Annotated in this window: 27 protein-coding genes; 15 read left to right on the forward strand and 12 right to left on the reverse strand. The window is 62.8% G+C overall.

Going from position 1 to position 25792, the window contains the following annotated elements:
* The first annotated feature begins 68 nt into the window (after nt 1–68).
* From ACN9MU_RS26010 to ACN9MU_RS26020, 3 genes are all read left to right on the forward strand, one after another.
* Nucleotides 69–251 (forward strand): hypothetical protein, encoded by a 183-nt coding sequence (locus ACN9MU_RS26010; RefSeq protein ID WP_130310722.1) that lies wholly within the window; start codon nt 69–71, stop codon nt 249–251.
* Nucleotides 252–345: 94 nt separating this feature from the next.
* Nucleotides 346–660 carry a DUF3144 domain-containing protein gene (locus ACN9MU_RS26015; protein WP_426164048.1) on the forward strand — a complete coding sequence of 105 codons (315 nt, stop codon included), beginning with the start codon at nt 346–348 and terminating at the stop codon, nt 658–660.
* Nucleotides 661–764: 104 nt separating this feature from the next.
* Nucleotides 765–1319 (forward strand): hypothetical protein, encoded by a 555-nt coding sequence (locus tag ACN9MU_RS26020; RefSeq protein ID WP_426319035.1) that lies wholly within the window; start codon nt 765–767, stop codon nt 1317–1319.
* Between the two features lie 4 nt (nt 1320–1323).
* Here ACN9MU_RS26020 and lpdA read toward each other — a convergent pair whose 3' ends face one another.
* From lpdA to ACN9MU_RS26040, 4 genes are all read right to left on the reverse strand, one after another.
* Nucleotides 1324–3117, reverse strand: a complete 1794-nt coding sequence (gene lpdA, locus ACN9MU_RS26025) for a dihydrolipoyl dehydrogenase (protein ID WP_426343626.1) — start codon at nt 3115–3117, stop codon at nt 1324–1326.
* 10 nt (nt 3118–3127) lie between these two features.
* Nucleotides 3128–4783, reverse strand: a complete 1656-nt coding sequence (gene aceF, locus ACN9MU_RS26030) for a dihydrolipoyllysine-residue acetyltransferase (RefSeq protein ID WP_426319037.1) — start codon at nt 4781–4783, stop codon at nt 3128–3130.
* Nucleotides 4784–4805: 22 nt separating this feature from the next.
* Complete coding sequence (aceE, locus tag ACN9MU_RS26035) at nt 4806–7502, reverse strand: pyruvate dehydrogenase (acetyl-transferring), homodimeric type (protein WP_426164058.1); 2697 nt, start codon at nt 7500–7502, stop codon at nt 4806–4808.
* 228 nt (nt 7503–7730) lie between these two features.
* On the reverse strand, nt 7731–8630 hold the full coding sequence (locus ACN9MU_RS26040) for a hypothetical protein (RefSeq protein WP_426164060.1): 900 nt from the start codon (nt 8628–8630) through the stop codon (nt 7731–7733).
* A 19-nt stretch (nt 8631–8649) separates the two neighbouring features.
* Here ACN9MU_RS26040 and ACN9MU_RS26045 point away from each other — a divergent pair, with 19 nt between their 5' ends.
* Nucleotides 8650–9474, forward strand: a complete 825-nt coding sequence (locus ACN9MU_RS26045) for a DUF2071 domain-containing protein (protein ID WP_426164062.1) — start codon at nt 8650–8652, stop codon at nt 9472–9474.
* On the opposite strand, the gene ACN9MU_RS26050 is transcribed toward ACN9MU_RS26045, so the two are convergent.
* Nucleotides 9440–10201 carry an AAA family ATPase gene (locus tag ACN9MU_RS26050; RefSeq protein ID WP_426164065.1) on the reverse strand — a complete coding sequence of 254 codons (762 nt, stop codon included), beginning with the start codon at nt 10199–10201 and terminating at the stop codon, nt 9440–9442. The two genes, ACN9MU_RS26045 and ACN9MU_RS26050, sit on opposite strands and share 35 nt — an antisense overlap.
* Nucleotides 10202–10290: 89 nt before the next feature.
* On the opposite strand from ACN9MU_RS26050, the gene folD reads away from it, so the two are divergent.
* The 7 genes from folD to ACN9MU_RS26085 all read left to right on the forward strand — a co-directional run bounded on the left by folD (nt 10291) and on the right by ACN9MU_RS26085 (nt 17212).
* Complete coding sequence (gene folD, locus ACN9MU_RS26055) at nt 10291–11136, forward strand: bifunctional methylenetetrahydrofolate dehydrogenase/methenyltetrahydrofolate cyclohydrolase FolD (protein WP_426319038.1); 846 nt, start codon at nt 10291–10293, stop codon at nt 11134–11136.
* Nucleotides 11137–11253: 117 nt separating this feature from the next.
* Nucleotides 11254–13326: a M3 family metallopeptidase gene (locus ACN9MU_RS26060; RefSeq protein WP_426164069.1), complete on the forward strand. Its 2073-nt coding sequence runs from the start codon at nt 11254–11256 to the stop codon at nt 13324–13326.
* Nucleotides 13327–13342: 16 nt separating this feature from the next.
* Nucleotides 13343–13975 carry a DUF4124 domain-containing protein gene (locus ACN9MU_RS26065; RefSeq protein WP_426319039.1) on the forward strand — a complete coding sequence of 211 codons (633 nt, stop codon included), beginning with the start codon at nt 13343–13345 and terminating at the stop codon, nt 13973–13975.
* Between the two features lie 16 nt (nt 13976–13991).
* Nucleotides 13992–14414 carry a DNA polymerase III subunit chi gene (locus ACN9MU_RS26070; RefSeq protein WP_426164074.1) on the forward strand — a complete coding sequence of 141 codons (423 nt, stop codon included), beginning with the start codon at nt 13992–13994 and terminating at the stop codon, nt 14412–14414.
* A gap of 3 nt (nt 14415–14417) precedes the next feature.
* Complete coding sequence (locus ACN9MU_RS26075; protein WP_426164076.1) at nt 14418–14783, forward strand: hypothetical protein; 366 nt, start codon at nt 14418–14420, stop codon at nt 14781–14783.
* A gap of 71 nt (nt 14784–14854) precedes the next feature.
* Nucleotides 14855–15997, forward strand: coding sequence for a branched-chain amino acid ABC transporter substrate-binding protein (locus ACN9MU_RS26080; protein WP_426164078.1), 1143 nt, complete (start codon nt 14855–14857; stop codon nt 15995–15997).
* An 87-nt stretch (nt 15998–16084) separates the two neighbouring features.
* Nucleotides 16085–17212 carry a branched-chain amino acid ABC transporter substrate-binding protein gene (locus ACN9MU_RS26085; protein ID WP_426343627.1) on the forward strand — a complete coding sequence of 376 codons (1128 nt, stop codon included), beginning with the start codon at nt 16085–16087 and terminating at the stop codon, nt 17210–17212.
* 58 nt (nt 17213–17270) lie between these two features.
* Here ACN9MU_RS26085 and ACN9MU_RS26090 read toward each other — a convergent pair whose 3' ends face one another.
* Entirely contained in the window at nt 17271–17582 is a 312-nt protein-coding gene (locus tag ACN9MU_RS26090; RefSeq protein ID WP_426164083.1) for a c-type cytochrome, read from the reverse strand.
* A 110-nt stretch (nt 17583–17692) separates the two neighbouring features.
* On the opposite strand from ACN9MU_RS26090, the gene ACN9MU_RS26095 reads away from it, so the two are divergent.
* Nucleotides 17693–17926, forward strand: a complete 234-nt coding sequence (locus ACN9MU_RS26095) for a TIGR04438 family Trp-rich protein (protein WP_426164085.1) — start codon at nt 17693–17695, stop codon at nt 17924–17926.
* Here ACN9MU_RS26095 and ACN9MU_RS26100 read toward each other — a convergent pair.
* A complete protein-coding gene (locus ACN9MU_RS26100; protein WP_426343628.1) occupies nt 17889–18689 on the reverse strand; it encodes an MBL fold metallo-hydrolase in 801 nt (266 codons plus the stop codon). The genes ACN9MU_RS26095 and ACN9MU_RS26100 overlap by 38 nt on opposite strands.
* A gap of 70 nt (nt 18690–18759) precedes the next feature.
* Between ACN9MU_RS26100 and ACN9MU_RS26105 the strand changes: the two genes are divergently transcribed.
* The gene (locus tag ACN9MU_RS26105; protein WP_426164090.1) at nt 18760–19740 is read left to right on the forward strand and encodes a GlxA family transcriptional regulator; all 981 of its coding nucleotides are present in this window, start codon (nt 18760–18762) and stop codon (nt 19738–19740) included.
* Here the strand turns inward: ACN9MU_RS26105 and ilvD are convergent.
* Nucleotides 19718–21583, reverse strand: coding sequence for a dihydroxy-acid dehydratase (gene ilvD / locus ACN9MU_RS26110; protein ID WP_426164092.1), 1866 nt, complete (start codon nt 21581–21583; stop codon nt 19718–19720). The two genes, ACN9MU_RS26105 and ilvD, sit on opposite strands and share 23 nt — an antisense overlap.
* Nucleotides 21584–21673: 90 nt before the next feature.
* Here ilvD and ACN9MU_RS26115 point away from each other — a divergent pair, with 90 nt between their 5' ends.
* Together ACN9MU_RS26115 and lgt are read left to right on the forward strand one after the other, a co-directional pair.
* Complete coding sequence (locus tag ACN9MU_RS26115; protein ID WP_426343629.1) at nt 21674–22570, forward strand: LysR family transcriptional regulator; 897 nt, start codon at nt 21674–21676, stop codon at nt 22568–22570.
* Nucleotides 22571–23392, forward strand: coding sequence for a prolipoprotein diacylglyceryl transferase (gene lgt / locus ACN9MU_RS26120; RefSeq protein ID WP_426336327.1), 822 nt, complete (start codon nt 22571–22573; stop codon nt 23390–23392).
* On the opposite strand, the gene ACN9MU_RS26125 is transcribed toward lgt, so the two are convergent.
* Genes ACN9MU_RS26125 through ACN9MU_RS26140 form a run of 4 tightly spaced genes read right to left on the reverse strand, consistent with a single transcriptional unit; the run spans nt 23357 to nt 25784 of the window.
* The gene (locus ACN9MU_RS26125; RefSeq protein ID WP_426164100.1) at nt 23357–23896 is read right to left on the reverse strand and encodes a chromate transporter; all 540 of its coding nucleotides are present in this window, start codon (nt 23894–23896) and stop codon (nt 23357–23359) included. The genes lgt and ACN9MU_RS26125 overlap by 36 nt on opposite strands.
* A complete protein-coding gene (locus ACN9MU_RS26130; RefSeq protein WP_426164102.1) occupies nt 23893–24459 on the reverse strand; it encodes a chromate transporter in 567 nt (188 codons plus the stop codon). The genes ACN9MU_RS26125 and ACN9MU_RS26130 overlap by 4 nt, the downstream gene beginning before the upstream one ends.
* 57 nt (nt 24460–24516) lie before the next feature.
* On the reverse strand, nt 24517–25320 hold the full coding sequence (locus ACN9MU_RS26135; protein WP_426164104.1) for a sulfite exporter TauE/SafE family protein: 804 nt from the start codon (nt 25318–25320) through the stop codon (nt 24517–24519).
* The gene (locus ACN9MU_RS26140) at nt 25320–25784 is read right to left on the reverse strand and encodes an EVE domain-containing protein (RefSeq protein ID WP_426343630.1); all 465 of its coding nucleotides are present in this window, start codon (nt 25782–25784) and stop codon (nt 25320–25322) included. Before ACN9MU_RS26140 ends, ACN9MU_RS26135 begins: the two co-directional genes overlap by 1 nt.
* Between the last annotated feature and the right edge of the window lie 8 nt (nt 25785–25792).

Below are 25792 nucleotides of genomic sequence, written 5' to 3' on the forward strand. Positions count from 1 at the left end.
ACGGTGGCCCATCGGCTGGCTGCCGGATACTGACCTTCTCGAGAACCAAAATTAAAGTGGGAGGTTGTATGAGCAAGGTCGATCGGCTCGAATGGAGCAGGAAAATTGCCACGATCAACGAGCGCATCAAAGGTTTCCAGGAAAACCCGAACAAAGAACACCTGGACGCCGCGATCAATGAACTCAAGGCCTATGCGGAGGCTGCCAATAGCGGCGGTATCGAAATCCCAGAGCGCTTCATTGCGAGCTGACAACAAACCGGGCAAAAGCCCGGTTTTTTATTGCGGCGACGCGCTTCCTGTGTCACGATGCCCACCCCTAGTATCAACTTATTGGTAGTAAATCATGAGCGAACAAGCAACCCAACAGCAGCAGAACGACGACCAGAAATTCTTCGAAAACATCGACGCCTACATTGCACTGGCCAACGCCCACGAAAACAGCAACAAGGGCGCCCCGCAACTGGTAGGCGCCAGCCTGCTGTTCGCCGCCGCCCGCTACAACACCTACCTGGTAGCACGTGCCCAGCCTGACCTGGAAGCCTTCAAACTGAAGAAAGAAGAAGCCAAGGCCTACTTCATGGACCAGTTCAACAAGATGTTTGACGATAACTGGGAAGACTACGGCAAGCATTTCGAGCAGTACCGCAACCAGAAGTAAGCAACTCCCGGGCCCGCGTGGCCCCAGGAAAATTGCGCGTGATGGCCCTGTCCGGGCAAGCGAGCCGAGACTAAGATCGTGCTTTCGACGCCCGGATCATCACCATGAAAACTGCCTTCATTGCGCTCCTGGTCTTCTTCATCCACATCGGCTCCCCCGCAGCGGCTCCTCCAGCGAGCGATGGCCAACAGGACTTCAATTGGGAATTGGGGACCTGGCAAACAACACTGCGGCGACTCAGCAAACCTCTTACCGGCAGCCAGGAATGGCTTGAATATGCCGGCACGACGACCGTCTCTCCACTGATGGGAAAACGGGCAAATATCGTTGAATTTGATGTGCAGGGCCCTGCCGGCAGGATTGCCGGAGTTTCCCTTCGCCTGTACCAGCCTGCGAGCGGGCAATGGAGCCTGCATTTCGCGAATCTCGCCAACGGCGCGATGACGGAGCCAATGCACGGCAGCTTCAAGCAGGGGCGCGGCACCTTCTTCGGCCAGGACACGCTGGATGGCCGCAAGATCCTGGTCCGCTTCCTGATTGTCCCGCTGGGCGCGGACCAGTGGCGCTTCGAGCAGGCCTACTCCGCCGACAATGGAAAGACCTGGGAGGACAACTGGATCGCGGTCGATACGCGCCAGGCTGTCCTCCCATCGCGCTAACGGCTTAGCGCTTGCGCGGCGGCGGCAGGTCGGTGCAGACGCCTTCGTAGGCTTCTGCTGCCATGCCGATCGATTCACCCAGGGTCGGGTGCGGGTGGATGGTCTTGCCGATGTCGATGCCGTCGGCGCCCATCTCGATCGCCAGGGCGATTTCACCGATCATGTCGCCGGCGTGGGTGCCGACGATGGTGCCGCCGATGATGCGGTGCGTCTCTGCATCGAACAGCAGCTTGGTGAAGCCTTCGTCACGGCCGTTGGCAACGGCGCGGCCGCTGGCAGCCCATGGGAAGTGGCCCTTCTCGACCTTGATGCCCTTGGCTTTCGCTTCGTCTTCGGTGATGCCGGCCCATGCCACTTCCGGATCGGTGTAAGCCACCGATGGAATGATCTTCGCGTCGAAGTGAGCCTTCTCGCCGTGGGCTGCTTCGGCAGCGACGTGGGCTTCGTGCACGGCTTTGTGCGCGAGCATCGGCTGGCCGACGATATCGCCGATGGCGAAGATGTGCGGCACATTGGTGCGCATCTGGCTGTCGACGTTGATGAAGCCGCGGTCGGTGACGATCACGCCGGCCTTGTCGGCGGCGAGCTTCTTGCCGTTCGGGCTGCGGCCGACTGCCACCAGGACCATGTCGTACAGCTGCGGTTCCGGCGCGGTGACGCCGGCTTCGGCGGCTTCGAAGGTGACCTTGATCCCTTCCGGCAGCGCTTCCACTCCGACGGTCTTGGTCTTGGTCATGATGCGGTCGAAGCGCTTCTCGTTGTACTTCTGCCAGACCTTCACGGCTTCGCGGTCGGCGCCTTGCATCAGGCCGTCCATCATTTCGACCACGTCGATGCGCGCGCCGAAGGTGCTGTACACGGTGGCCATTTCCAGGCCGATGATGCCGCCGCCGATGACCAGCATCTTCTTCGGCATGAAGCGCAGCTCGAGCGCTCCGGTGCTGTCGACGATGCGGTTGTCTTCAGGGACGAACGGCAGTTTCACCACGCTGGAACCTGCGGCGATGATGGCTTGCTTGAACTGCACGACCTTCTTGCTGCCGTCGGCTGCGGTGACCTCGATGTGGTTCGGGCTGAGGAACTGGCCTACGCCCTGCACCACGTTCACCTTGCGCATCTTGGCCATGCCGGCCAGGCCGGTGGTCATCTTCTTGATGACGCCGTCCTTGTAGCTGCGCACCTGGTCGATGTCGATCGTCGGCTTGGCGAAGGTGACGCCGTTCTTGGCCATGTGGCTGGTCTCGTCGACCACGGCTGCCAGGTGCAGCAGTGCTTTCGACGGGATGCAGCCCACGTTCAGGCAGACGCCGCCCAGGGTCGCGTATTTCTCGACCAGCACGGTGTTCATGCCCAGGTCCGCGGAGCGGAAGGCGGCGGAGTAGCCGCCAGGACCGCCACCCAGGACCATCATGTCGCAGGTGATGTCGACCTGGCCGGCGTAGCCGCCAGCCTGCGGCGCGGCCACAGGTGCGGCCGGTGCGGCTGGGGCAGCGGCCGGTGCCGGTGCTGCAGCGGCAGGCGCTGCAGCAAGCGCAGGTGCGGCTGCCGGGGCAGCGGCTGCGCCGGCGGCGACTTCCACTACCATCAGCGCGGAGCCTTCGCTCACCTTGTCGCCGACCTTGATCTTCAGTTCCTTGATCACGCCTGCGTGGGTCGATGGAATCTCCATCGATGCCTTGTCGGATTCCACGGTAGCCAGCGACTGGTCGACCTTGACGGTGTCGCCAACCTTGACCAGCAATTCGATCACTTCGACGTCCTTGAAGTCGCCGATGTTCGGTACTTTAACTTCGATCATCGCGGCCTCCTTACAGCAGGATCTTGCGCATATCGGCCAGCACTTCGGCCAGGTATGCAGCGAAGCGTGCGCCGGACGCGCCGTCGACCACGCGGTGGTCGTAGGACAGCGACAGCGGCAGCATCAGGCGCGGCACGAACTGCTTGCCGTCCCAGACTGGCTTCATGGAGGACTTGGACAGGCCAAGGATCGCCACTTCCGGTGCGTTCACGATCGGGGTGAATGCGGTACCGCCAATGCCGCCCAGCGACGAAATGGTGAAGCAGGCGCCCTGCATGTCGGTCGGCTTCAGCTTGCCTTCGCGCGCTGCCAGCGACAGTTCGCCCATTTCCTTGGCGATCTGGGTCACTGACTTCTGGTCGGCGTTCTTCACGACCGGCACCACCAGGCCTTGCGGCGTGTCGGCTGCGAAGCCGATGTTGTAGTACTTCTTCAGGATCAGGTTCTCGCCCTTCTCGTCCAGTGACGAATTGAAGGTCGGGAATTTCTTCAGCGCGGTCACGGAGGCCTTGATCACGAACGCCAGCATGGTGAGCTTGACGGCGTCCTTGTTCTTGGCGTTGGCGTTGTTGCTGTCGACGCGGAACTGTTCCAGGTCGGTGATGTCGGCGTCTTCGAACTGCGTCACGTGCGGGATCATCACCCAGTTGCGATGCAGGTTCGGGCCGGAGATCTTCTTGATGCGCGGCAGCGGGGACAGTTCTGTTTCGCCGAACTTGCTGAAGTCCAGCGATGGCCATGGCAGCAGGTTCAGGCCTGCACCGCCGCCAGCGGCTGCCGGTGCGGCATTCGGTGCTGCGACTGCGCCGGAGACGATGCCCTTGACGTAATTTTGCACGTCCAGCTGGGTCACGCGGCCTTTCGGGCCGGTGCCGCCAACGCGGGTCACGTCCACGCCCAGTTCGCGGGCAAACTTGCGAACGGATGGAGAGGCATGGGCCAGCTTGCCGTTGACGGCAGGCGCGGACGGCGCTGCAGCGGCAGCAGGAGTCGCGGCTGCAGCCGGAGCTGCGGCGGCCGGAGCGGCAGCGGGAGCCGCGGCTGGCGCAGGCGCTGCCGCTGGGGCGGCGGCACCGCCGGCAGCGTCAACGATCAGCACCAGGGAGCCTTCAGCAACCTTGTCGCCTACCTTGACCTTGATCTCTTTCACCACGCCAGCGTGCGACGATGGAATTTCCATGGAGGCTTTGTCGGATTCGACGGTCACCAGGGACTGGTCCTTGGCGATGGTGTCGCCGACCTTGACCATCACTTCGATGACTTCCACTTCCTTGAAGTCGCCGATGTCGGGCACTTTCACTTCGACCGGGCCGGCCGAAGCAGCTGGCGCAGGCGCGGCGGCAGCGGCAGGCGCTGGGGCCGCAGCAGCAGGCGCGGCTGCCGGAGCTGCGGCTGCTGCCGGTGCGGCGGCAGGAACTCCGGCGGCGCCGGATGCTTCAACGATCAGCAACAGCGAACCTTCCGCCACCTTGTCGCCGACCTTCACCTTGATTTCCTTGACGACACCGGCTTGCGACGAAGGAATCTCCATCGATGCCTTGTCCGATTCAACAGTCACCAGCGACTGGTCAACCTTGATCGTGTCGCCCACCTTGACCATCAGTTCGATGACTTCAACTTCCTTGAAGTCGCCGATATCCGGGACTTTCACTTCAACCATGCTCATAGTGTTTGCTCCGTCTTCTTATTTATTGGGTCACCGGATTTGGCTTGTTCGGGTTGATGCCGTACTTCTTGATGGCGTCTTCCACCACCGACATCGCGATCTTGCCTTCGTCCGCCAGGGCACGCAGGGATGCGACGGTGATGTAGTAACGGTTCACCTCGAAGAACTCGCGCAGCTTGGCGCGGCTGTCCGAACGGCCAAAGCCATCGGTGCCCAGCACCTTGTAGGTGCGGCCTTCCGGCATGTAAGGACGGATCTGCTCAGCGAATGCACGCATGTAGTCGGTGGTTGCAACGATCGGGCCGGTGCTGTCCTTCAGCAGGCCGGTCACGTAAGGGACGCGCTGTTCCTTGGTCGGGTTGACCATGTTCCAGCGTTCGCAGTCCTGGCCATCGCGGGCCACCAGGGTCAGCGAAGGAGCGGACCACACGTCGGCAGCGATGTTCCAGTCGTTCTTCAGCAGTTCAGCGGCGAAGATGGATTCGCGCAGGATGGTGCCCGAGCCGACCAGCTGCACGCGCTGCTTGGCGGACTTATCGCCCTCTTGCAGCAGGTACATGCCCTTCAGGATGCCCTCTTCCTGGCCTGGCTTCAGGCCTGGGTGGGCATAGTTCTCGTTCATGATGGTGATGTAGTAGAACACGTCTTCCTGTTCGCCCACCATGCGGCGCAGGCCGTCCTGGATGATGACTGCCAATTCATGGCCGAAGGTCGGGTCGTACGGAACGCAGTTCGGGATGGTCGCCGCAACGATATGGCTGTGGCCATCTTCGTGCTGCAGGCCTTCGCCGTTTAGCGTGGTGCGGCCGGCGGTACCCGCCATCAGGAAGCCGCGTGCGCGCATGTCGCCCGCCGCCCAAGCCAGGTCGCCAACGCGCTGCAGGCCGAACATCGAGTAGTAGGTGAAGAACGGGATCATCACGCGGTTGTTGCTCGAGTACGAGGTCGCAGCGGCGATCCACGAGCTCATGCCGCCCGCTTCGTTGATACCCTCTTGCAGGATCTGGCCGGCCTTGTCTTCGCGGTAGTACATCACCTGGTCCTTGTCGACCGGCTCGTACAACTGGCCTTGCTGGTTGAAGATGCCGATCTGGCGGAACAGGCCTTCCATACCGAAGGTACGGGACTCGTCAACCAGGATTGGCACCACGCGCTGGCCCAGCGACTGGTCACGCAGCAGCGCGGTGATGATACGCACGTAGGCCTGGGTAGTGGAGATCTCGCGGCCTTCCGGAGTCGGGTCGGTCACCGCCTTGAAGGCGTCGAGGCCCGGCACCACCAGCTTCTCGTCGGCCTTGGTGCGGCGCGATGGCAGGTAGCCGCCCAGTGCCTTGCGGCGCTCGTGCAGGTACTTCATTTCAGGCGCGTCGTCGGACGGCTTGAAGAACGGGATGTCTTTCAGCTTGTCGTCCGGGATCGGGATGTTGAAGCGGTCGCGCATTTCGCGGATTGCCTCGTCGTCCAGCTTCTTGGTCTGGTGCGCGGTATTGCGCGCTTCGCCGGATTTGCCCATGCCGAAGCCCTTGACGGTCTTCACCAGCAGCACGGTTGGCTTGCCGACGGACTCGTTGGCCATCTTGAATGCAGCGTAGATCTTGTGCGGGTCGTGGCCGCCGCGGGTCAGGCGCCAGATGTCGTCGTCCGACATGTTGGCAACCATTTCCAGCAGCTTCGGATGCTTGCCGAAGAAGTGCTTGCGCACGTATGCGCCGTCCTTGGCCTTGTAGTTCTGGTATTCGCCGTCGACGGTTTCCATCATCACTTTTTGCAGGATGCCGTCCTTGTCCTGCGCCAGCAGGTTGTCCCAGCCCGGGCCCCAGATGACCTTGATGACGTTCCAGCCGGCGCCGCGGAAGTCCGCTTCCAGCTCCTGGATGATCTTGCCGTTGCCGCGCACCGGACCGTCCAGGCGCTGCAGGTTGCAGTTGACCACGATGTTCAGGTTGTCCAGCTGTTCGCGGGCAGCCATGCCGATCGCGCCCATCGATTCCGGTTCGTCCATCTCGCCGTCGCCGCAGAAGGCCCAGACCTTGCGGCCTTCGGTATTGGCGATGCCGCGCGCGTGCAGGTACTTCAGGAAGCGCGCCTGGTAGATCGCCATCAGCGGGCCCAGGCCCATCGACACGGTCGGGAATTGCCAGAATTCCGGCATCAGTTTCGGGTGCGGGTAGGAGGACAGGCCTTTGCCGTCCACTTCCTTGCGGAAGTTCAGCAGTTGTTCTTCGCTCAGGCGGCCTTCCAGGAAGGCGCGCGCGTAGACGCCGGGCGACGAGTGGCCCTGGATGTACAGCAGGTCGCCGCCGTGCTCGGCGCTCTCGGCTTTCCAGAAGTGGTTGAAGCCGATGCCCAGCATGTTCGCCAGCGAGGCGAACGAGGACAGGTGGCCGCCCAGGTCGCCGTCGGCGCGGTTGGCCTTGACGACCATTGCCATCGCGTTCCAGCGCATCCACGAGCGCAGGCGCTCTTCGTATTCCAGGTTGCCTGGGCAGTGGGCTTCCTTATGGGCGGGGATGGTGTTGACGTAGGCGGTATTGGCGGAGAACGGAATGTCGGCGCCGCGGCGGCGGGCCAGGTCGACCAGTCGCTCCATCAGGTAATGGGCACGTTCAGGGCCTTCGTTTTCCAGGACGGCTTCCAACGCCTCCAGCCATTCTTTGGTTTCCTGTGCATCAGGATCGTTGGCCGTTTGTGCCGTGACCTGGTCAAGTTGAGCTGACATGTAACTAGTCTCCTATCAATTGAAGGCGCCCCACCCTGTGTGCTCCGGACGGTGCAGGTGATTATTTATTAAGACTTTGGCTAAGTGTGAAGGATTCTATCAGCGAATTCGGCATTTTTCAAATTGCGGAAGTTGATTTTGCAATGTGAAATGAAGCACCAGCCGTGCGGGCGGCTTCAATCATCGCGATTCGGTCAGGCGGGCGGCGCACGATGCACCCGCGCCCCATCACTTGCGGCAGAGCCCCAGGCGCGGATCAAAGGGATCGAGCCACAGCTCCCTGCGGGAAAGCATGGCGGGATCGATGTCCTTGTTCGGCAGGTCGACGCGGCGCCGTTTGCACAGTTGGGCGCGCTGCAGGTAGCTGCGGTGATGTTCGAGCACGAGGCGCTCCAGTGTGCCGTCCTTCAGCAGCGATTCCATGCCGGCGCGGATGCGTTTATATAGCCGGGGGGTCTTGGGCGAGACGAAGAACATCGAGGGAATATTGTCGTGCAGGACGATGCTGTCTTCGATTGCCAGTTGCGGGAAGGCTTGCTTGCGCAGGTCGTACTCCTGGAAGATCTCGTTCACGCCGCGCGGAAGGTAGTCGAAGCGGCCGGCGACCAGCATGTCGAACAAGCCGATGTAGTTACTGCCGGTGACATAGCGGAAGCCGTTATCCTGCAGCGACGCGCGTGTGACCCACACCGATCCGACACCGGCAGTCATTTCCTTGAGCCCGCCCGGCAGCACCAGTTTGCGAATGCGTTCCTGGTTCTTGCTGTCGATCAGGGCAATACGCCAGCTTTGCAAGCCCATATCTGTGGGCACTGGCACTGCGCGCAGGGTCTTGAGCCATTTCGCATCGGCTGGGTAGGCGGTCACGTTAATCAGCTTTCCGTCCTTGAGCGCTTCAAGCAGGCGCGGACGCTCCATGTGGGCGTCCGCATATTCGATGGTGTACGGCCCGAATTCGGGCACCGTGCGCTCCATCACCTGTTGCAGCAAGACCTTTGAATATTCGCGCCGAAGGTCGGCGGACGAGGCAGCACGGTCGAAGATCACGGCATCCACCGCTCGGGCGTCGAACGCCGCGCATGCCAGTAACAGCGCGGCCAGGCGAGCGATTGTCTCCTTTATCTTCATTCGCCTATGATATCGTGATATGACCAACAATTACATTCATCCAACGCCGGGACTTCCCGGCCGCCTGCTCGCCCGCCTCGCAAATTCCCGACGCATCGCCAGCGCCCGCCGCGCGGTGTTTTCGCGCCTGCCGTTCCTGACCCTTGAAAGCGATGTGCGCGACGTCGTTTACCTGACCTGGATGATGGATGCCGCGACTGCGCAGGCCATGGTGCCGGCAGGCGTGCGCTTGTGGCAGCGCAATGGCCTCACGCCGTTCAGCGTCCTTACCTATCGCCATGGCCATTTCGGTCCGGCGCTGGCGGGAGCAACACGCCGCCTGATGCCATCGCCCCTGCAAAGCAACTGGCGCTTCTATCTGGAGGAACCGGGCAAGGTGTATTTCGTGCGGAATATCATGGATAGCACGCTTCATGCTCTCGGCACGCGCATATTCAGCGATATTCTGCCGACGCATTTGCCTGCACGGTTTGTCCATGCGCGCGATGGCGATGAATACTCCACCAGCATCGAGCCCGGAGCCGGCAGCGCGCCGCTGCTGAAGGCCCGGACCCGAGTAAGAGCGCAGCGCGCCCTGCCGCCGGGCCTGGCCGGCGCTTTCGCAAACTGGGACGAGGCAGTCGGCTTCCTCGCATGCCAGCACATGGCAATGATCGAGGTTCCGGGCACTGGCCGCATGGCGGAATCGGAAATCAGCCTGCCAATTCCGCTCGATGAAGTGCTGCCGCTGGAGGCGGAATCGGTGAACTGCCCGATGGCTGGCGCCGACGCGGGCAGCCCATTCTGCTTCGCCGTGCCGCGCGTGAAGTTCAGGGTTCTTTCGGAGTCTCTAGCAGCGTCTTGAGCGCACCGCGCGGGTTGGCCATGAAGTCGTGCATCACTTCGTAGTGTTCGGTGTCTTCATAAGCACGCTGGCGTATTCCATCCGGCGTGCAGACGAAGATGCTGGCTTCCGGATAGGCCATCAGGATCGGCGAATGGGTCGCGATCACGAATTGTGAGCCGCCCTGCACCAGTTGGTGGATGCGCTTCAATGCCCGCAACTGGCGTTGCGGCGACAGCGCGGCTTCCGGTTCGTCCAGGATGTACAGGCCTTTGCCGCCGAAACGCTTCTCCAGCAGCGCCAGGAACGATTCCCCATGCGACTGCTCATGCAGGGAAACACCGCCATAGGAATCGATGACTGGCGGCGCAGGAGCCGGGATCCGGTCCATATTCTCAATTTCGGTCGCGACATTGAAGAAGCTCTCCGCACGGAGGAAATAGCCATCCCGTGGCTTGCGCACGCCACGTGCAACGCGCAGGTACTCATGCAGGCACGAATGTGAGACACGGGTGCCGAAGTTGAAATTCTTGCTGCCGCCTTCTGCGTTGAAGCCCAGTGCCACGGCCAGCCCCTCCAGCAAAGTCGATTTTCCCGAGCCGTTTTCGCCGACGATAAACGTCACTGCCGGGTCGAATTCGAGGCGGCCGAGGTGGCGCACGGCGGGCAGGCAGAAGGGGTAAGCCGAGAAATCGGGCGTCTTGTCCGGGCGCAGCTGGGCATCAATCAGGAACTGGTAAGAGATCATTTATTGGCAAGCTTACAATCATGTGCAGTGCAGGACAAGGCCGCCACCATTTATAATGGCGACTTTCCATTCCACCAATCCAAGCAATCATGTCTGCACAACTGATCGACGGAGTAGCACTCTCCCAAAAACTGCGCGCTGAAATCGCTTCCCGCGCCGCCGCACTGACCGCCAAGGGCAAACAGCCCGGCCTGGCCGTGATCCTGGTCGGCGACGACCAGGCCAGCCATGTCTACGTGCGCAACAAGGTCAAGGCATGCGAAGACGCCGGCATCCGCTCCGTGAAAGAGCAATACGCTGCAGACATGACCGAGCAAGCCCTGCTCGAACGCATCGCCACCCTGAATGCCGACCCAAGCATCCACGGCATCCTGGTGCAGATGCCGCTGCCCAAGCATATCGACCCGCACAAGGTGATCGAGGCCATCGCTACGACCAAGGACGTGGACGGCTATTCCGTGCTGAGCGCCGGCGAACTGATGACCGGCCTGGAAGGCTTCCTGCCATGCACGCCTTACGGCTGCATGAAGCTGATCGAATCGACCGGCGTTACGCTGAAGGGCAAGCATGCTGTCGTGATTGGCCGTTCCAACACCGTTGGCAAGCCAATGGGCCTGCTGCTCTTGCAAGCTAACGCCACCGTCACCATCTGCCATAGCGGAACGGCGGACCTGGGCTATCACACCCGCCAGGCCGATATCGTGGTGGCTGCAACTGGCCGCCGCAACACCCTGACTGCTGATATGGTGAAGCCGGGCGCCATCGTTATCGACGTCGGCATCAACCGCGATGAGAACGGCAAACTGTGCGGCGACGTGGACTTTGCGGGCATCAAGGAAGTGGCTTCGCATATCACGCCGGTGCCGGGTGGCGTGGGGCCGATGACCATTACCATGCTGCTGATGAATACGATTGAGTCGGCGGAGCGCGTTTAAACCGGTAAACCGGTGCCAGACCCACGGGGTCTGGCACCTTCGGCACGCGGCCGCCGCGTTACCAGTGCCTGACCCTGCGGGTCTGGCACTGCTTTTACGGTTATTGAGGAGTTAAGAATGACTGACAATCCCCTGCTGGACTTTAGCGGCTTGCCGCGTTTCGATGCGATCAAGCCCGAACACGTCACTCCCGCAATCGAGCACCTGCTTGAAAAGAACCGCGCCGCCGTGGCGCAACTGGAAGCGCCCAGCGACCAGGTAACCTGGGATAATTTCGTCACCCCGCTGGAGAATTCCACCGAGCTGCTGGGCCGCGCCTGGGGCATCGTCAGTCACCTGAACAACGTGGTGGATACGCCCGAGCTGCGCGCCACCTACAACGAAAACCTGCCGAAAGTGACCGAGTTCTGGACCGCCCTGGCCCAGAACGAGGCGCTGTTCGCCAAATACAAGGCCTTGCGCGCCAGCGCGGAATTCGCCACCCTGTCACCGGCACGCCAGCGCATCGTCGACAACGCGATCCGCGACTTCCGCATGGGCGGCGCCGAACTGCCGGCCGACAAGAAGGAACGCTTCGCTGCGATCCAGGAAGAACACGCCGCCACCAGCACCCGCTTCAGCGAGAACGTGCTGGACGCCACCAATGACTGGAAACTGCTGGTGGAGGACGAAGCCGAACTGCGCGGCCTGCCCGACGATTCCAAGGCTGCCGCCAAGGCGCTGGCCGAAAAGGACGGCAAACAAGGCTGGCTGTTCACCCTGCACTTCCCTTCCTATTACCCGATCCTGCAGTTCTGCGACAACCGCGCGCTGCGCGAAAAGGTCTACCGTGCCAACGCCACCAAGGCTTCCGAGCTGGGCGACGCGTTCAGCAAGCGCGAAGACTGGGACAACACCGCCAATATCGCCACGCTGCTGAAACTGCGTGCCGAAGAGGCCGGTCTGCTCGGCTACAAGAACTTCGCCGAAGTCTCGCTGGTGCCGAAAATGGCCAAGTCGCCGGAACAGGTCATCGAATTTCTGGAAGACCTGGCCAAACGCGCTCGCCCCTTCGCCGAGAAAGACCTGGCCGAACTGCAGGCCTACGCCAGCAAGGAGCTGGGCATCGACAACCTGCAGTCGTGGGACCTGCCCTACGCTTCCGAAAAGCTGCAGCAGCACCTGTACTCCTTCTCGGCGCAGGAAGTGAAGCAGTACTTCCCCGAACACAAAGTGGTCGACGGCCTGTTCAAGCTGGTGCAAACCCTGTTCGGCGTCAGCATCCGCCCGGACAGCGCGCCGGTCTGGCACAAGGACGTGCGCTTCTACAGCATCGAACGCGATGGCGTGCTGGTAGGCCAGTTCTACCTGGACCTGTACGCCCGCGAAGGCAAGAGCGGCGGCGCCTGGATGGACGACGCGCGCGGCCGCCGCATCAAGAACGGCGAGCTGCAAACGCCGGTCGCCTACCTGACCTGCAATTTCACCGAACCGCTGGTGGTGGACGGCGTGCCGCAGCCATCGCTGTTCACCCACGATGAAGTGATCACGCTGTTCCACGAATTCGGCCATGGCCTGCACCACATGCTGACCCAGGTTGAAGAGCTGGCGGTGTCCGGCATTTCCGGCGTCGAATGGGATGCTGTCGAGCTGCCGTCGCAGTTCATGGAAAACTTCTGCTGGGAATGGGATGTGCTGAGCCATATGAGCGCCCACGTGAAGAGCGGCCTGCCGCTGCCGCGCGCCCTGTACGACCGCATGCTGGCGGCCAAGAACTTCCAGTCCGGCCTGCAGACCCTGCGCCAGGTGGAATTCGCCCTGCTCGACATGCTGCTGCACTACGATTTCCAGCCATCCGGCGCCAAATCGGTGCAGGACGTGATCGACGAAGTGCGCCGCAAGTTTGCCGTTATCATCCCGCCAAGTTTCAACCGATTCCAACATTCCTTCGGCCATATCTTTGCCGGAGGCTATGCGGCGGGATACTATAGCTATAAGTGGGCGGAAGTATTGTCTGCCGACGCCTACGCAGCCTTCGAGGAAGCGGCGGCGCTGGACGGCGGCAAACTGTCCACAGAAACTGGTAAACGCTTCCAGCAGGAGATCCTGGCCGTCGGCGGTTCGCGCCCGGCGCTGGAGTCGTTTACCGCATTCCGCGGCCGTGAGCCGAGCATCGACGCCCTGCTGCGCCACAGCGGCATGGCGGCTTAATGGAGATAGAAAGTCAATGAAACGCGCTGCCCTGCTTTTGCTGCTGCTGACTGCCAGCGCGGCGCACGCCCAGATGTACAAGTGGAAGGACGAGAAAGGCGTCACCCACTTTACGGAGACGCCGCCGCCAGCCACCGCCAAGAAGGCGGAAGTAAAGAACTACAACACCGCCGGCGCCGGCGGCGCCGAGTTGCCCGCCGAACTGGCGGAGGCCGTGCGTGCCCGTCCGGTAGTGCTGTACACCACCCCCAACTGCGGCGCCGGCTGCAATATGGCCCGCACCCTGCTGGCCAACCGCGGCATTCCGTACCGCGAAAAGACGGTCTCCACCAACGACGACTTCGATGCCATGAAAAAGGCCGGCAGCGAAGGCCAGGTGCCGTTCCTGCTGGTCGGGCGCACGCGCCAGATCGGCTTCGAGCAAGGTGCCTGGGATAGCGCGCTGACCCAGGCCGGCTACCCGACCGAGAAGATGCTGCCGCCGGGTTATTCGAACCCGCCGCCTGCGCCCGCCGCGCCGCCGCGCGCTCCGAGCGCCGAGGAAGTCGCCGCCAGCAAGGCGGAGGCCGACCGCGCAGCAGCCGCCGCGGAGAAGGCTCGCCGCGAACGCGAAACGCCTAAAAACGCGCCGCCGAACTTCCGCTTCTGAGACGCATCAAGAACCAATGACGCAGATCGATTTCCACAGCGGCGTGCCGGACAAGGTTGCCTATGCCTGCCGCCTGCTGCGCAAAGCCTACGCCAGCACGCCGCGCATCGTCGTGATGACCGAAGACGCAGCGCAACTGGCGCAGCTGGACAAGGCCCTGTGGACCTTCTCCGCCATCGACTTCCTGCCGCACGCCCACGCCAACGATCCGCTGGCGCCCGATTCCGCCATTGTGCTGGCCGACAGCGACACGACAGAACTGCCGGAAGCCGGCCTGCTGGTCAACCTGGCGCGCCGCGCTCCGGCGCAGTTCGAGGCGTTTCCGCGTTTGATCGAAGTCATCTCCTCCGACGAGGAAGATGCAGCGGCGGGCCGCCTGCGCTATGCTGCCTACAAACGCCAGGATTTCCCGCTCAAACACCTCACTGTAGGCAAGTAGTTAATGAACCAGCCTTTTGACGCCAGCATCCCGGTCCTGACCGAAATCATGAACGACGAGCCGCCGCCGGCGTCCGCCGTTGCTGCGGCGCCGGCCGACGATTCGCAACCCGAGTTGGACGATGCCGTGGACTGGGAAGCGCTGCAGCGCCGCGTCTCCGAGCAGGTGCTGCAGCAGTTGTCGAACCGCGTCGATTTCGTGCTGGAGCAACGCATCAAGGACAGCATGGCCGAAGTCCTGGAACATGCCTTGCATGCCCTGACGGCGGAAATCCGCGACGGCCTGCACGACACCATCGGCAAGATCGTCACCCGCGCCGTGCAGCAGGAAATCACGCACCTGCAGGCTAGTTCCACCCGCCAGAAATAATTCCCTCTTTGCCATTCGGGGATTTTGTTGTATTTTCTCTGGCAAATCCGACTTTTTGACTGGAGCCCCCGATGCAGTTCAAGAACAAGTTCATCCCTGTCGCCCTTGCCCTGGCGTTTGCCGGCAGCGCCTACGCACAGGACACTATCAAGATTGGCCACGTCGCCCCGGTATCGGGCCCTAACTCGCACCTGGGCAAGGACATGGAAAACGGCGCCCGCATGGCCGTTGAAGACTTGACCGCCAAGGGCGTCAAGATCGGCGGCAAGCCAGTCAAGTTCGTGGTGCAGTTCGAAGACGATGCGGGCGACCCGAAACAGGGCACCACCGCCGCGCAAAAGCTGGTGGACGCCAAGGTCCAGGGCGTGATCGGCCACCTGAACTCCGGCACCACCATCCCGGCCTCCAAGATCTACTACGACGCCGGCATCCCGCAGATTTCGCCGGCCGCCACCTCGCCGGTGTACACCAAGCAGAAGTTCAACACCGCCTTCCGCGTAGTTGCCAACGACAACAAGCTGGGCGGCACCCTCGGTGCCTATGCAGTGAAGAACCTGGGCGCCAAGAAGATCGCCGTGATCGACGACCGCACCGCTTACGGCCAGGGCGTGGCCGACGAATTCGTCAAAGGCGCCAAGAAAGCCCTGCCGGGCGTGCAAGTGGTCGGCAAGGAATTCACCAACGCCAATGCCACCGACTTCAACGCCATCCTGACCAACATCAAGTCCAAGAATCCGGACCTGGTGTTCTTCGGCGGCATGGACTCGGTCGGCGGCCCGCTGCTGCGCCAGATGAAGGCGCTGGGCATCAACGCCAAATTCATGGGCGGCGACGGCGTCTGCACCGATGCGCTGTACCGCCTGTCCGCCGGCGCTGCCGCCGACGGCGTCGTCACCTGCGCCGAAGCCGGCGGCGTGACTGCCGACATGCAGAAGAACATGGACGACTTCCGTGCCCGCTACAAGAAGAAGTACGGCCAGGAAGTGCAACTGTACGCGCCGTATGTCTACGACGCCATCATGACCATGGCCGACGCCATGGAAAAAGCCAATTCGTCCGAGCCGGCCAAATACCTGCCGGCGCTGGCCAAGATCAAGCACCAGGGCGTGACCGGCCTGATCGAGTTCGACCCGTTCGGCGACATCAAGGATGGTGCGTTGACCCTGTTCACTTACAAGGGCGGCATCAAGACCAAGATGGAAGTGGTCAAGTAACCAACGCAGTACGCGAGAATTATCGGGGGGGAGCCCGTGGGCCGCCAGCCAGCATGGCGGCCCGTTTTCGTTTCAGGAGAAAGTGCAATGCAAACCAAAACCATCATCGCAGCCATCGCCTTGGCCTTTGCTGGCGCCGCGAGCGCCCAGGAAGTGGTCAAGATCGGCTACGTCGGGCCGCTGTCCGGCCAGTCCGCCCACCTGGGCAAGGACAACCAGAGCGGCGTGCGCATGGCGGTGGAAGACTTGAACGCCAAGGGATTCAAGGTCAACGGCAAGGCGGTCAAGTTCGAGATGGTGTCGGAAGACGATGCCGGCGACCCCAAACAGGGGACTTCGGCAGCGCAGAAGCTGGTCGACGCCAAAGTACAGGGCGTGATCGGGCACCAGAATTCAGGCACCACCATTCCGGCATCCAAGATCTACTACGACGCCGGCATCCCGCAGATTTCGGCTTCGTCCACCAGCCCGGTGTACACCAACCAGGGCTTCAACACCACCTTCCGCGTGGTGGCGAACGACTTCAAGCTGGGCAGCTCGCTGGGCAAGTACGCCACGCAGAAACTGGGCGCCAAGCGCATCGCCGTGATCGACGATCGCACCGCCTACGGCCAGGGCGTGGCAGCCGAATTCCTGAAGGAAGCCAAGAAAGGCGCCGGCGTGCAGATCGTGGACAAGCAGTTCACCACCGACAAGTCGACCGATTTCAACGCCATCCTGACCTCGATCCGGTCCAGGAACCCGGACCTGGTGTTCTTCGGCGGCATGGACTCGGTGGGCGGCCCGCTGCTGCGCCAAATGAAGGCGCTCGGCATCAAGGCCAAGCTGATGGGCGGCGACGGCATCTGCACCGAAGCGCTGCCGAAACTGTCGGGCGGCGCCGACGACGTGGTGGTGTGCGCGGAAGCCGGCGGCGTGACGCCGGAGCAGGAGAAAAAGCTGGACGAATTTGCCAGCCGCTTCAAGAAACGCTACGGCTACGACGTACAGATCTACGCCCCGTACGCCTACGATGCAACGATGGCAATTGCCCACGCCATGGCCGATGCCAAGTCGACCGACCCGGCCAAGTACCTGCCCTTCCTGAAGAAGGTCAAGCATGACGGCATCAGCGGCACCATCGCCTTCGACGCCAAGGGGGATATCAAGGATGGCGCGCTGACGCTGTTCGGCTACAAGGCCGACAAGAAAACGCGCATCGAAGTAATCAAATAAAAAAAGGGGACGTACCCCTTTTTCTTTGAAAAATGGGGTACGTCCCCATTTTTTTACGTCATTTCTGGGACAGGACCCATTTCACCAGGGTCTTGGCTTCCGCCTCGCTTACCTGCGGGTTGGCTGGCATCGGGACTGCGCCCCAGACGCCGGAACCGCCCTTCATGACTTTCGCAACCAGCTTGGCTTCAGCATCTTTCTGGCCGGCGTACTTGGCTGCGACATCCTTGTAAGCCGGGCCAACCAGCTTGGTGGCCACTGCGTGGCAAGCCATGCAGTTCTTGGCCTTGGCCAGGTCAGCGTTTGCAAAAGCAGCCTGCGACGAGAAAGCCGCGGTAACCAGGAAACCAACCAACAGTGAACGTTTCATTTTCATCTCCAGGAAAAAAACTGACACAATTCTACTCCACAACGCGCACTGCGTATTATGGGTTGACCGTTAGCCGGATATTGCTATGATGGAATACTAAGGAGTTTTCCATGCCCATTATCTTATTGATTATCGCCCTCGTGGCACTGAAGTACTTTGAAGTCTGGAAGTTCGCCGACCTGTCGTGGTGGTGGATCGGCGGCATCATGGCCATTGCCTTTGTCTTTTTCGAAGTGATCGAGCCGATGCTGGGCCTCGACAAGCGCAAGGCCCACAACGTCGACGAGCAGCGCCGCAAGGATCGCGTCAAGAAGGCGTTCGACGACCTGAAGAAGCGTAAGTAAGGGTTTCGCCATCCGCGGGCACGACGACGCGGCTGGCCAGGCCTGCACGCAGCGCCTGTTCCTGTAGCGCTGCCCGCTGAACCGGGCAGTGGCTCAAGGCTTCAAGATGGTTCGCCACCACGATGCCCTTCGTGACACGGGCGAACTGCAGCACCTCTTCGATTCCCATGATGATTTCGTGGCCCAGGTCGAACCTGGCGCCGCCTGCCGGTACGACGCTGACGTCGGGCTGGTGCAGCGCCAGGAAATCCAGCACTTCCTGCGTCAGGATGGTGTCGCCCGACAGGTACAGGCTCGGCTCACCGGGCATCTCGATGAAGTAGCCCACGCCGTGTTCCATCATCAGGCTGACCAGGCCTTTGCCGTGGCGGCAGTTCACGGTCCTGATACGCCCTTCAAGGAAGGGCTGGGGTTCGTGATGGCCCGGCGCCAGCGGCTGCACGTTCAGGCCGCGCTGGAGCAGGTGTCCCTCATCATGCGGCGTGCAGATGACGGGGATCTGCTTGCCGCGTAGCCAGGCTTTGGCGGCGCGGTCCAGGTGGTCGAAGTGGCCTTTCTGGCAGTGCGTGATCAGGCAGTGCGTGACCGTTTCCAGCATGCCTTCCGTCAGCGGCGGCAGCTCGACGACCGGATTGCGCAGCCTTTCCCCCAGCAGCTTGAGCGGCGGCAGCGCGCCCTTTGGCGCCAGCATGGGGTCCACGAGTATTTTGTATGGGCCAAACTCGATAATGGCCGTCGCGTTGCGAAGTTGAGTGATCTTCATGCCGAAATTGTGCGCCCGGGCGGCTCGCCCTACAATGGCAGGATCCGACACAATCCATCCATTTCCCGCCATGCGCATCGGCCTCCTGCTCTACCCGAATTGCCTGCCTGCCGGCTTGTTTGCCGCGATGGACTTGCTGCACGCCGCCAACCTGCGGGCCGGCAAGCCGCTGTTTGAACCGGTCTTTGTCGCCGCCCGCGCCGGCAAGGTCGAATGCGCACACGCCCAGCACCTGCACGCCGCGATAGCGCTGGAAGAAGCGGCAGTCGATGCTTTGCTGGTGCCAGGCTTCTGGGGCCAGTCCCTGGGCCAGGCCGCGCGCACCCTGGACGCCAGCGCAGGCCTCGTCGCCGCGCTTGCCGCGCTGCCGCGTCGCGTGCAGCTCTGGGCCTACTGCACCGGCGTATGCCTCGCCGCCGCAACGGGCCGGCTGGACAGGCAAACGGCAACCCTCACCTGGTGGCTCGCCGATTACGCCACAACAAGCTTCCCCAAGGTGCGCTGGCAATTCGAGCGCACGCTGGCAGTTAACGAGCGTACCGCCACCGCATCGGGCGTCAACGGCCATCTGCCCATCATTCAGTCACTGATTGAGGCCAAGCTAGGCAAGGAAGCCTATCGTGAACTGGCAAGGTTGATGGTGTTGCCGCGGCCGGAGGAAAGGACCCACCACACCTTTCACATGCTCGACCTGATCGAACAGCAGGACGCCATGCTGCGCACGCTGCACCTGGCCGTCGAGCGACTGCCGGCCAGCGAAGCCACCGTGGCGCGTGTAGCGGCCGAGATGCATACGACGGAAAGAACGCTCGCCCGCAAAGTGCTGGCAGCGAGCGACATGCCGGCTGCTGCCTACATCCGCCGCATCAAGTTGCGGCAAGTAAGCGAGCGCCTGATTTACACCAAGGCATCCGCCAGCACGATCAGCATCGAGCTAGGCTTCAGCAGCGACTCAGGCATGCGGCGCATGTTCAAAGACCTCACCGCCCTCACCCCGACCCAGTACCGAACTAGCTTCAGCAGACTTTTTATTTGCGAGCGAGCTGGCTGAGATCGCGCACGGCGCCGCGGTCGGCGGAGGTGGTCAGCGCGGCGTAGGCTTGCAGGGCTTGCGAGACGTAGCGCTCGCGATCCACCGGTTTCCAGGCGTCGGCGCCGCGGGCTTCCATTGCGGCGCGGCGCTGTGCCAGCGTCTCCGGCGTCACGCGCAGGTTGATGGTGCGCGCCGGGATGTCGATGTCGATCATGTCGCCCTCTTCCACCAGGCCGATCGCGCCGCCTTCGGCCGCTTCCGGCGAGGCATGGCCGATCACCAGACCGGACGAGCCGCCGGAGAAGCGGCCGTCGGTGAACAGCGCGCATGCCTTGCCCAGGCCTTTCGACTTGATGTACGAGGTCGGGTACAGCATTTCCTGCATGCCCGGGCCGCCTTTGGGGCCTTCGTAGCGGATGATGACCACGTCGCCTTCATGCACGGTGTCGCCCAGGATGCCTTCCACCGCAGCGTCCTGGCTTTCGAACACGCGTGCCTTGCCGCTGAATTTCAGGATCGATTCATCCACGCCGGCGGTCTTCACGATGCAGCCCTTTTCGGCGATGTTTCCGTACAGGACCGCCAGGCCGCCGTCCTTCGAGTAAGCGTGCTCCAGGTCGCGGATGCAGCCGCTGCTGCGGTCCAGGTCCGAGGAGGCATAGCGTTCGGATTGCGAGAACGCCACCTGGGTCGGGACCCCGCCCGGTGCGGCGCGGAACAGCTGGTGCACGGCCGCGTCGTCGCTGCGCTTGATGTCATATTTTTCGATGGCGTCGCCCATGGTCGGGCTGTGCACGGTGTGCTGGGTGGTGTCCAGCAGGCCGGCGCGCGCAAGTTCGCCGAGGATGGAGATGATGCCGCCGGCGCGATGCACGTCTTCGATGTGGAACTTGTCGGTCATCGGCGCAACCTTGCACAGGCATGGCACCTTGCGCGAGATGCGGTCGATGTCGGCCATGGTGAACGGCACGCCCGCTTCGTGCGCGGCTGCCAGCAGGTGCAGCACGGTGTTGGTGGAACCGCCCATGGAGACGTCCAGCGCCATCGCGTTCTCGAACGCCTCCTTGGTGGCGATGGAGCGCGGCAGCACGCTGTAGTCATCCTGTTCGTAGTGGCGCTTGGTGATTTCCACGATCAGGCGGCCGGCGCGCAGGAACAGTTCCCTGCGGTCGCTGTGGGTAGCGACGATGGTGCCGTTGCCGGGCAGGGACAGGCCCAGCGCCTCGGTCAGGCAGTTCATCGAGTTGGCGGTGAACATGCCGGAGCAGGAACCGCAGGTCGGGCAGGCCGAGCGCTCGATTTCCGCTACGTCGGCATCGGACACGCTGCGGTCGCCGGCCTTGATCATGGCGTCGACCAGGTCCAGCTTGATGATCTTTTCGCCGCCGTTGACGGCCTTGATCACCTTGCCCGCCTCCATCGGGCCGCCGGAGACGAAGACTGCAGGGATGTTCAGGCGCATGGCGGCCATCAGCATGCCCGGGGTGATCTTGTCGCAGTTCGAGATGCACACCATGGCGTCGGCGCAGTGGGCGTTGACCATGTATTCGACGGAGTCGGCGATCAGGTCGCGCGAGGGCAGCGAGTACAGCATGCCGCCGTGGCCCATGGCGATGCCGTCGTCAACGGCGATGGTGTTGAATTCCTTGGCCACGCCGCCCGCTGCTTCGATCTCGCGTGCAACCAGCTGGCCCAGGTCCTTCAGGTGGACGTGGCCAGGCACGAATTGGGTGAAGGAATTGACCACGGCGATGATCGGTTTGTTGAAATCGCCATCTTTCATGCCGGTGGCACGCCACAGGGCGCGCGCGCCTGCCATATTGCGGCCTTGGGTGGTGGTATAGGAACGGTATTGCGGCATGATGGGGTCTCCTCAGTAAGAGTCTAAGGTTGCCTTGCCCCTGGCAAGTTGTCAAATATATGATAGTAGCTGCTGTGATATGCTTTGCGAATGAACATCGAACTTCGCCAGCTGCGCTATTTCGCCACGGTCGCCGAGGAGCTGCATTTCGGCCGTGCCGCGCGCCGGCTCCACATGACGCAACCGCCGCTGTCGCAGACCATCATGGCGCTGGAGGAGATGCTGGGCGCACCGCTGTTCGAGCGCAACCGGCGCGGCGTGGCGCTGACCGCGGCCGGCGAAGCCCTGCTGCCTGAGGCGCGCCGCCTGCTCGAACAATCTGCCGCCCTGCCGGCGCTGGTGCAGCGCGCGGCCAGCGGCGCCAGCGGGCGCCTGTCGCTGGCTTTCGTGTCGTCCGCCGACTACAGCGTGCTGCCGCCGACATTGCAGGCCTACCGCGCCGAATTCCCGCAGGTAGAGATCACCCTGAAGGAAGCCACCTCCGACCTGCAACTGGACGACCTGCTGGAAGGCCGTGTGGACGCCGGCCTGCTGATCCCGCCCCTGCCCGACCGCGCGCGCCAGGAACTCGACTACCTGCCCGTCCTGAGCGAACCGCTGGTGCTGGCCGCACCTGCGGGACTGCCCGCACTGGCGCGGGCGCGTAGCGCCGACTTGCGCAAGCTGGCAGGCCTGCCCCTGATCATTTTCCCGCGCCATATCTCGCCCGGCCTGTACGATGCCATCCTGTCCGTGTTCCGCGACGCAGGCATCACCGCCGAGGTGGGGCAGGAAGCGATCCAGATGCAGACCATCGTCAGCCTCGTATCGGCTGGCATGGGTATCGCACTTGTGCCACAATCCGTGTCGAATTTGCGCCGGCCGGGCGTGGAATACCTGCCCCTGGTCCAGAGCACGCCGCTGGTGGAAACCGGCCTGGCCTGGCGGCGCGACAATGCCTCGCCCGTGCTGCGCGGCTTTTTGGAATTGATGAGAAAGAGAATCTGAATGCCCTTAATGCATCCAATGCCCGATCCGGTCGCCGTCCACCTGGGTCCTGTGGCGATCCACTGGTATGGCCTGATGTACGTGCTGGCCTTTGCCATGTTTATCGCCTTGGGCCGCGTGCGCATCAAGCAGCCGCACATTGCCGCGCAAGGCTGGACCAAGGAAGACCTGGACGACATGCTGTTCTACGGAATGCTGGGCGTCATTGTTGGCGGCCGCCTGGGCGAAGTGTTCTTCTACCAGCCGGAAATGCTGCTGACGCCGCTGCGCATCTTCAAAGTGTGGGAAGGCGGCATGAGCTTCCACGGCGGCTTCCTCGGCGTATTGATCGGCATGGCGCTGTGGGGGCGCAAACGCAAGCGCAACCTGCTGGACGTGTATGACTTCATCGCGCCGCTGGTGCCGCTCGGTTATGCCGCCGGCCGCATGGGCAATTTCATCAACGCCGAGCTGCCGGGGCGCATTGTCAGCGATCCGAACCTGCCATGGGCGATGATCTACCCGAACGTAGGCCCGATGCCGCGCCACCCCTCGGCCATCTACCAGATGCTGGTCGACGGCATCCTGGTGTTCTGCATCCTGTGGCCGTTCGCGCGCAAGGCCCGCCCTCGCCTGGCAGTCGGTGCGCTGTACGTGCTGCTGTATGGCTGCGCGCGTTTCTTCACCGAGTGGTTCCGCACGCCGGACTGGGAAATCACCGTGGCCGGCCTGCCGATCACTTCCGGCCAGATGCTGTCGCTGCCGATGATCATCGGCGCCATCATCATGCTGGTATGGGCCTACCGCTCAAACCAGCCCGATCGCGCCGGCCAGCGCGCCTAAGGCAATCAGCCACAAGGGATTCAGCTTGGTCGCATAGGCCGCCGCCGCGGCGGCCAGCGCCAGCACGATGCCGCGCCATCCGGCGCCGGCCACGCTCAGGAAAGTCCAGGCGGCGCCGGCCAGCATGCCGGCCGCCAGCGGCGCCAGCGCATCGCGCAGCGCGCCGGCCCAGCGCCCCTCCCCGCCGCCGTGGCGGTTGATCACCGTCCCCAGCGCCAGCACCAGGCAAGACGATGGCACGATTGCCGCCAGGGTAACCACGACGGCGCCCAGCCAGCCCTTGATCATCCAGCCGATCAACGTGACGAACAGCAGGTTCGGGCCGGGCGCTGCTTGCGCCAGGGCGTACATTGCGGCGAACTGTTCATCGGTCAGCCAATGGTTCTGCACGGAGACGTAATGGTGCACGTCCGGCGCGACCAGCACCACGCCGCCGCCGATTGCCGTCAGCGACAGCACGGCAAGGTGCCATGCCAGCCCGCCCAGTTTGACGTCATCGCTCATGGTTTCCTCCAGACGAAGGCAAACAGCAGGAAGCCGATCGGCACCAGCGTGGCAACCACCGTGATGAGTCCGACCTTGGCTACCCCCAGGCCGATGAAAGCCGCCACCAGCAGCGCGACCTGTACCGCACGGCGGGCCGGCAGCGCAGAGCCGCGCAACATGCCGACCGCCAGCTTGAGCGCAGTCGCGAGGATCAGCCCGGACGCCGCTGCCGCCATGCCGCGCATGGCGTTGATGAACAGCGGATGGTGCGCCAGCTCCTGGTAGGCCGCGCCTAGCGCGATCACGATGAAGAATGGGCCAAGCAGGAGACCGGCCAGCGCGGAAAAGCCGCCTGCCACGCCGGCGTAGCGCTGGCCGACCATGACGGACAGGTTGCAGATCGTGGGCCCGGGCAGCAGCTGCGCGATGCTGAGGAGCTGGCCAAATTCAGCGGCGGTCAGCCACTGCGTGCGTTCAACCAGGTGGCGGTAGGCAAAGGGCAGCACGCCGCCAAAGCCCTGCATCGCCATGTGTGAGAAGACCTTGAACAGCGCCCAGCATCCGATCCGTGCATCCTGCATCGCAACCTCCAATCAGCCGGCACGTCCGGCTGCCGCCGGGGCGCCGCCACGCATGCGCTACGCGAACGCGTGATAGGACATATATCCCGCCAGTGCAAACAGCACCACGGCAAACACCCGCTTGAGCGCCGCCACATCCATCTTGTGCGCCATGCGCGCGCCGAGCGGCGCCATGGTCACGCTGGCAGCCACGATCACGGCCAGCGCCGGCAAATAGACAAAGCCCAGCGAATACTGCGGCAGGCCCGGCTCGGACCAGCCAAAGTAAATATTCGACAAGGTGCCCGACAGCGCGATCGGGAAGCCCAGCGCCGCGCTGGTCGCCACCGCCTGGTGAATACGCACGTTACACCAGGCCATGAACGGCACCGAGATGAAACCTCCGCCCGCACCGACCAGCCCCGCTAGCGTGCCGATCACTCCACCGGCAGCGAACATGCCCGCTGTGCCAGGCAAATCGCGCCCGGCGGAAGGCTTCCGGTTGCGCAGCATCTGCAGCGCTGAAAACGCGACGAATAGCGCAAACAGCAGCGACAACGCCGAAGTATTCATTTGCTTGCCGATCCAGGGCCCGATCCACGAACCGAGCACGATGCCCGGCGCCAGCAACGCCACGATGCGCCACTGCACGGCGCCATGCCGGTGGTGCGCGCGCACCGATGACAAGGAAGTAAACATGATCGTCGCCAGCGAAGTCGCAATCGCCATATGCACCACCAGCCCGGGCGCAAAGCCCTTGGCCGTGAAGATCATGGTGATGAAGGGCACCAGCACCATGCCGCCGCCAATCCCCAGCAAGCCCGCCGCGTATCCGCCGCCCGCCCCCATCAGGAGCAGGACGCCGACCAGACTCCAATCCATCAATCGCCCTTCAGCAGCGCCATCACATGCTTCCACTGGGCCGGCGTGACCGGCGTGATCGACAGGCGGCTGCCCTTTTTCAGCACCACCATGTCTTCGAGCTGCGGCAGCGTACGCATTTCCGCCAGGGACAGCAGGCGCGTCTTGCGCACGCCCTTCACGTCGACGGAAATCCAGCGCGGCTGCTCCTGCGTCGCCTTCGCATCGTAATAATGGCTCTCGGGATCGAACTGGGTCGCGTCGGGATAAGGCCCGCTGGCCACTTCCGCGATGCCGGCAATACCGGGCTCGGGACAGGAGGAATGGTAGAACAGGACACCGTCGCCAACTTTCATCGCATCGCGCATGAAATTGCGGGCCTGGTAATTGCGCACGCCGAACCACGGCACCGTCTTGCCCTTGGCAGACATCACATCATCGATGCTCACTTCGTCGGGCTCAGACTTCATCATCCAGTATTGCATGGCTCTCC

This window comes from Pseudoduganella sp. R-32 (assembly GCF_049913245.1).
GTDB lineage: Bacteria > Pseudomonadota > Gammaproteobacteria > Burkholderiales > Burkholderiaceae_D > Rugamonas.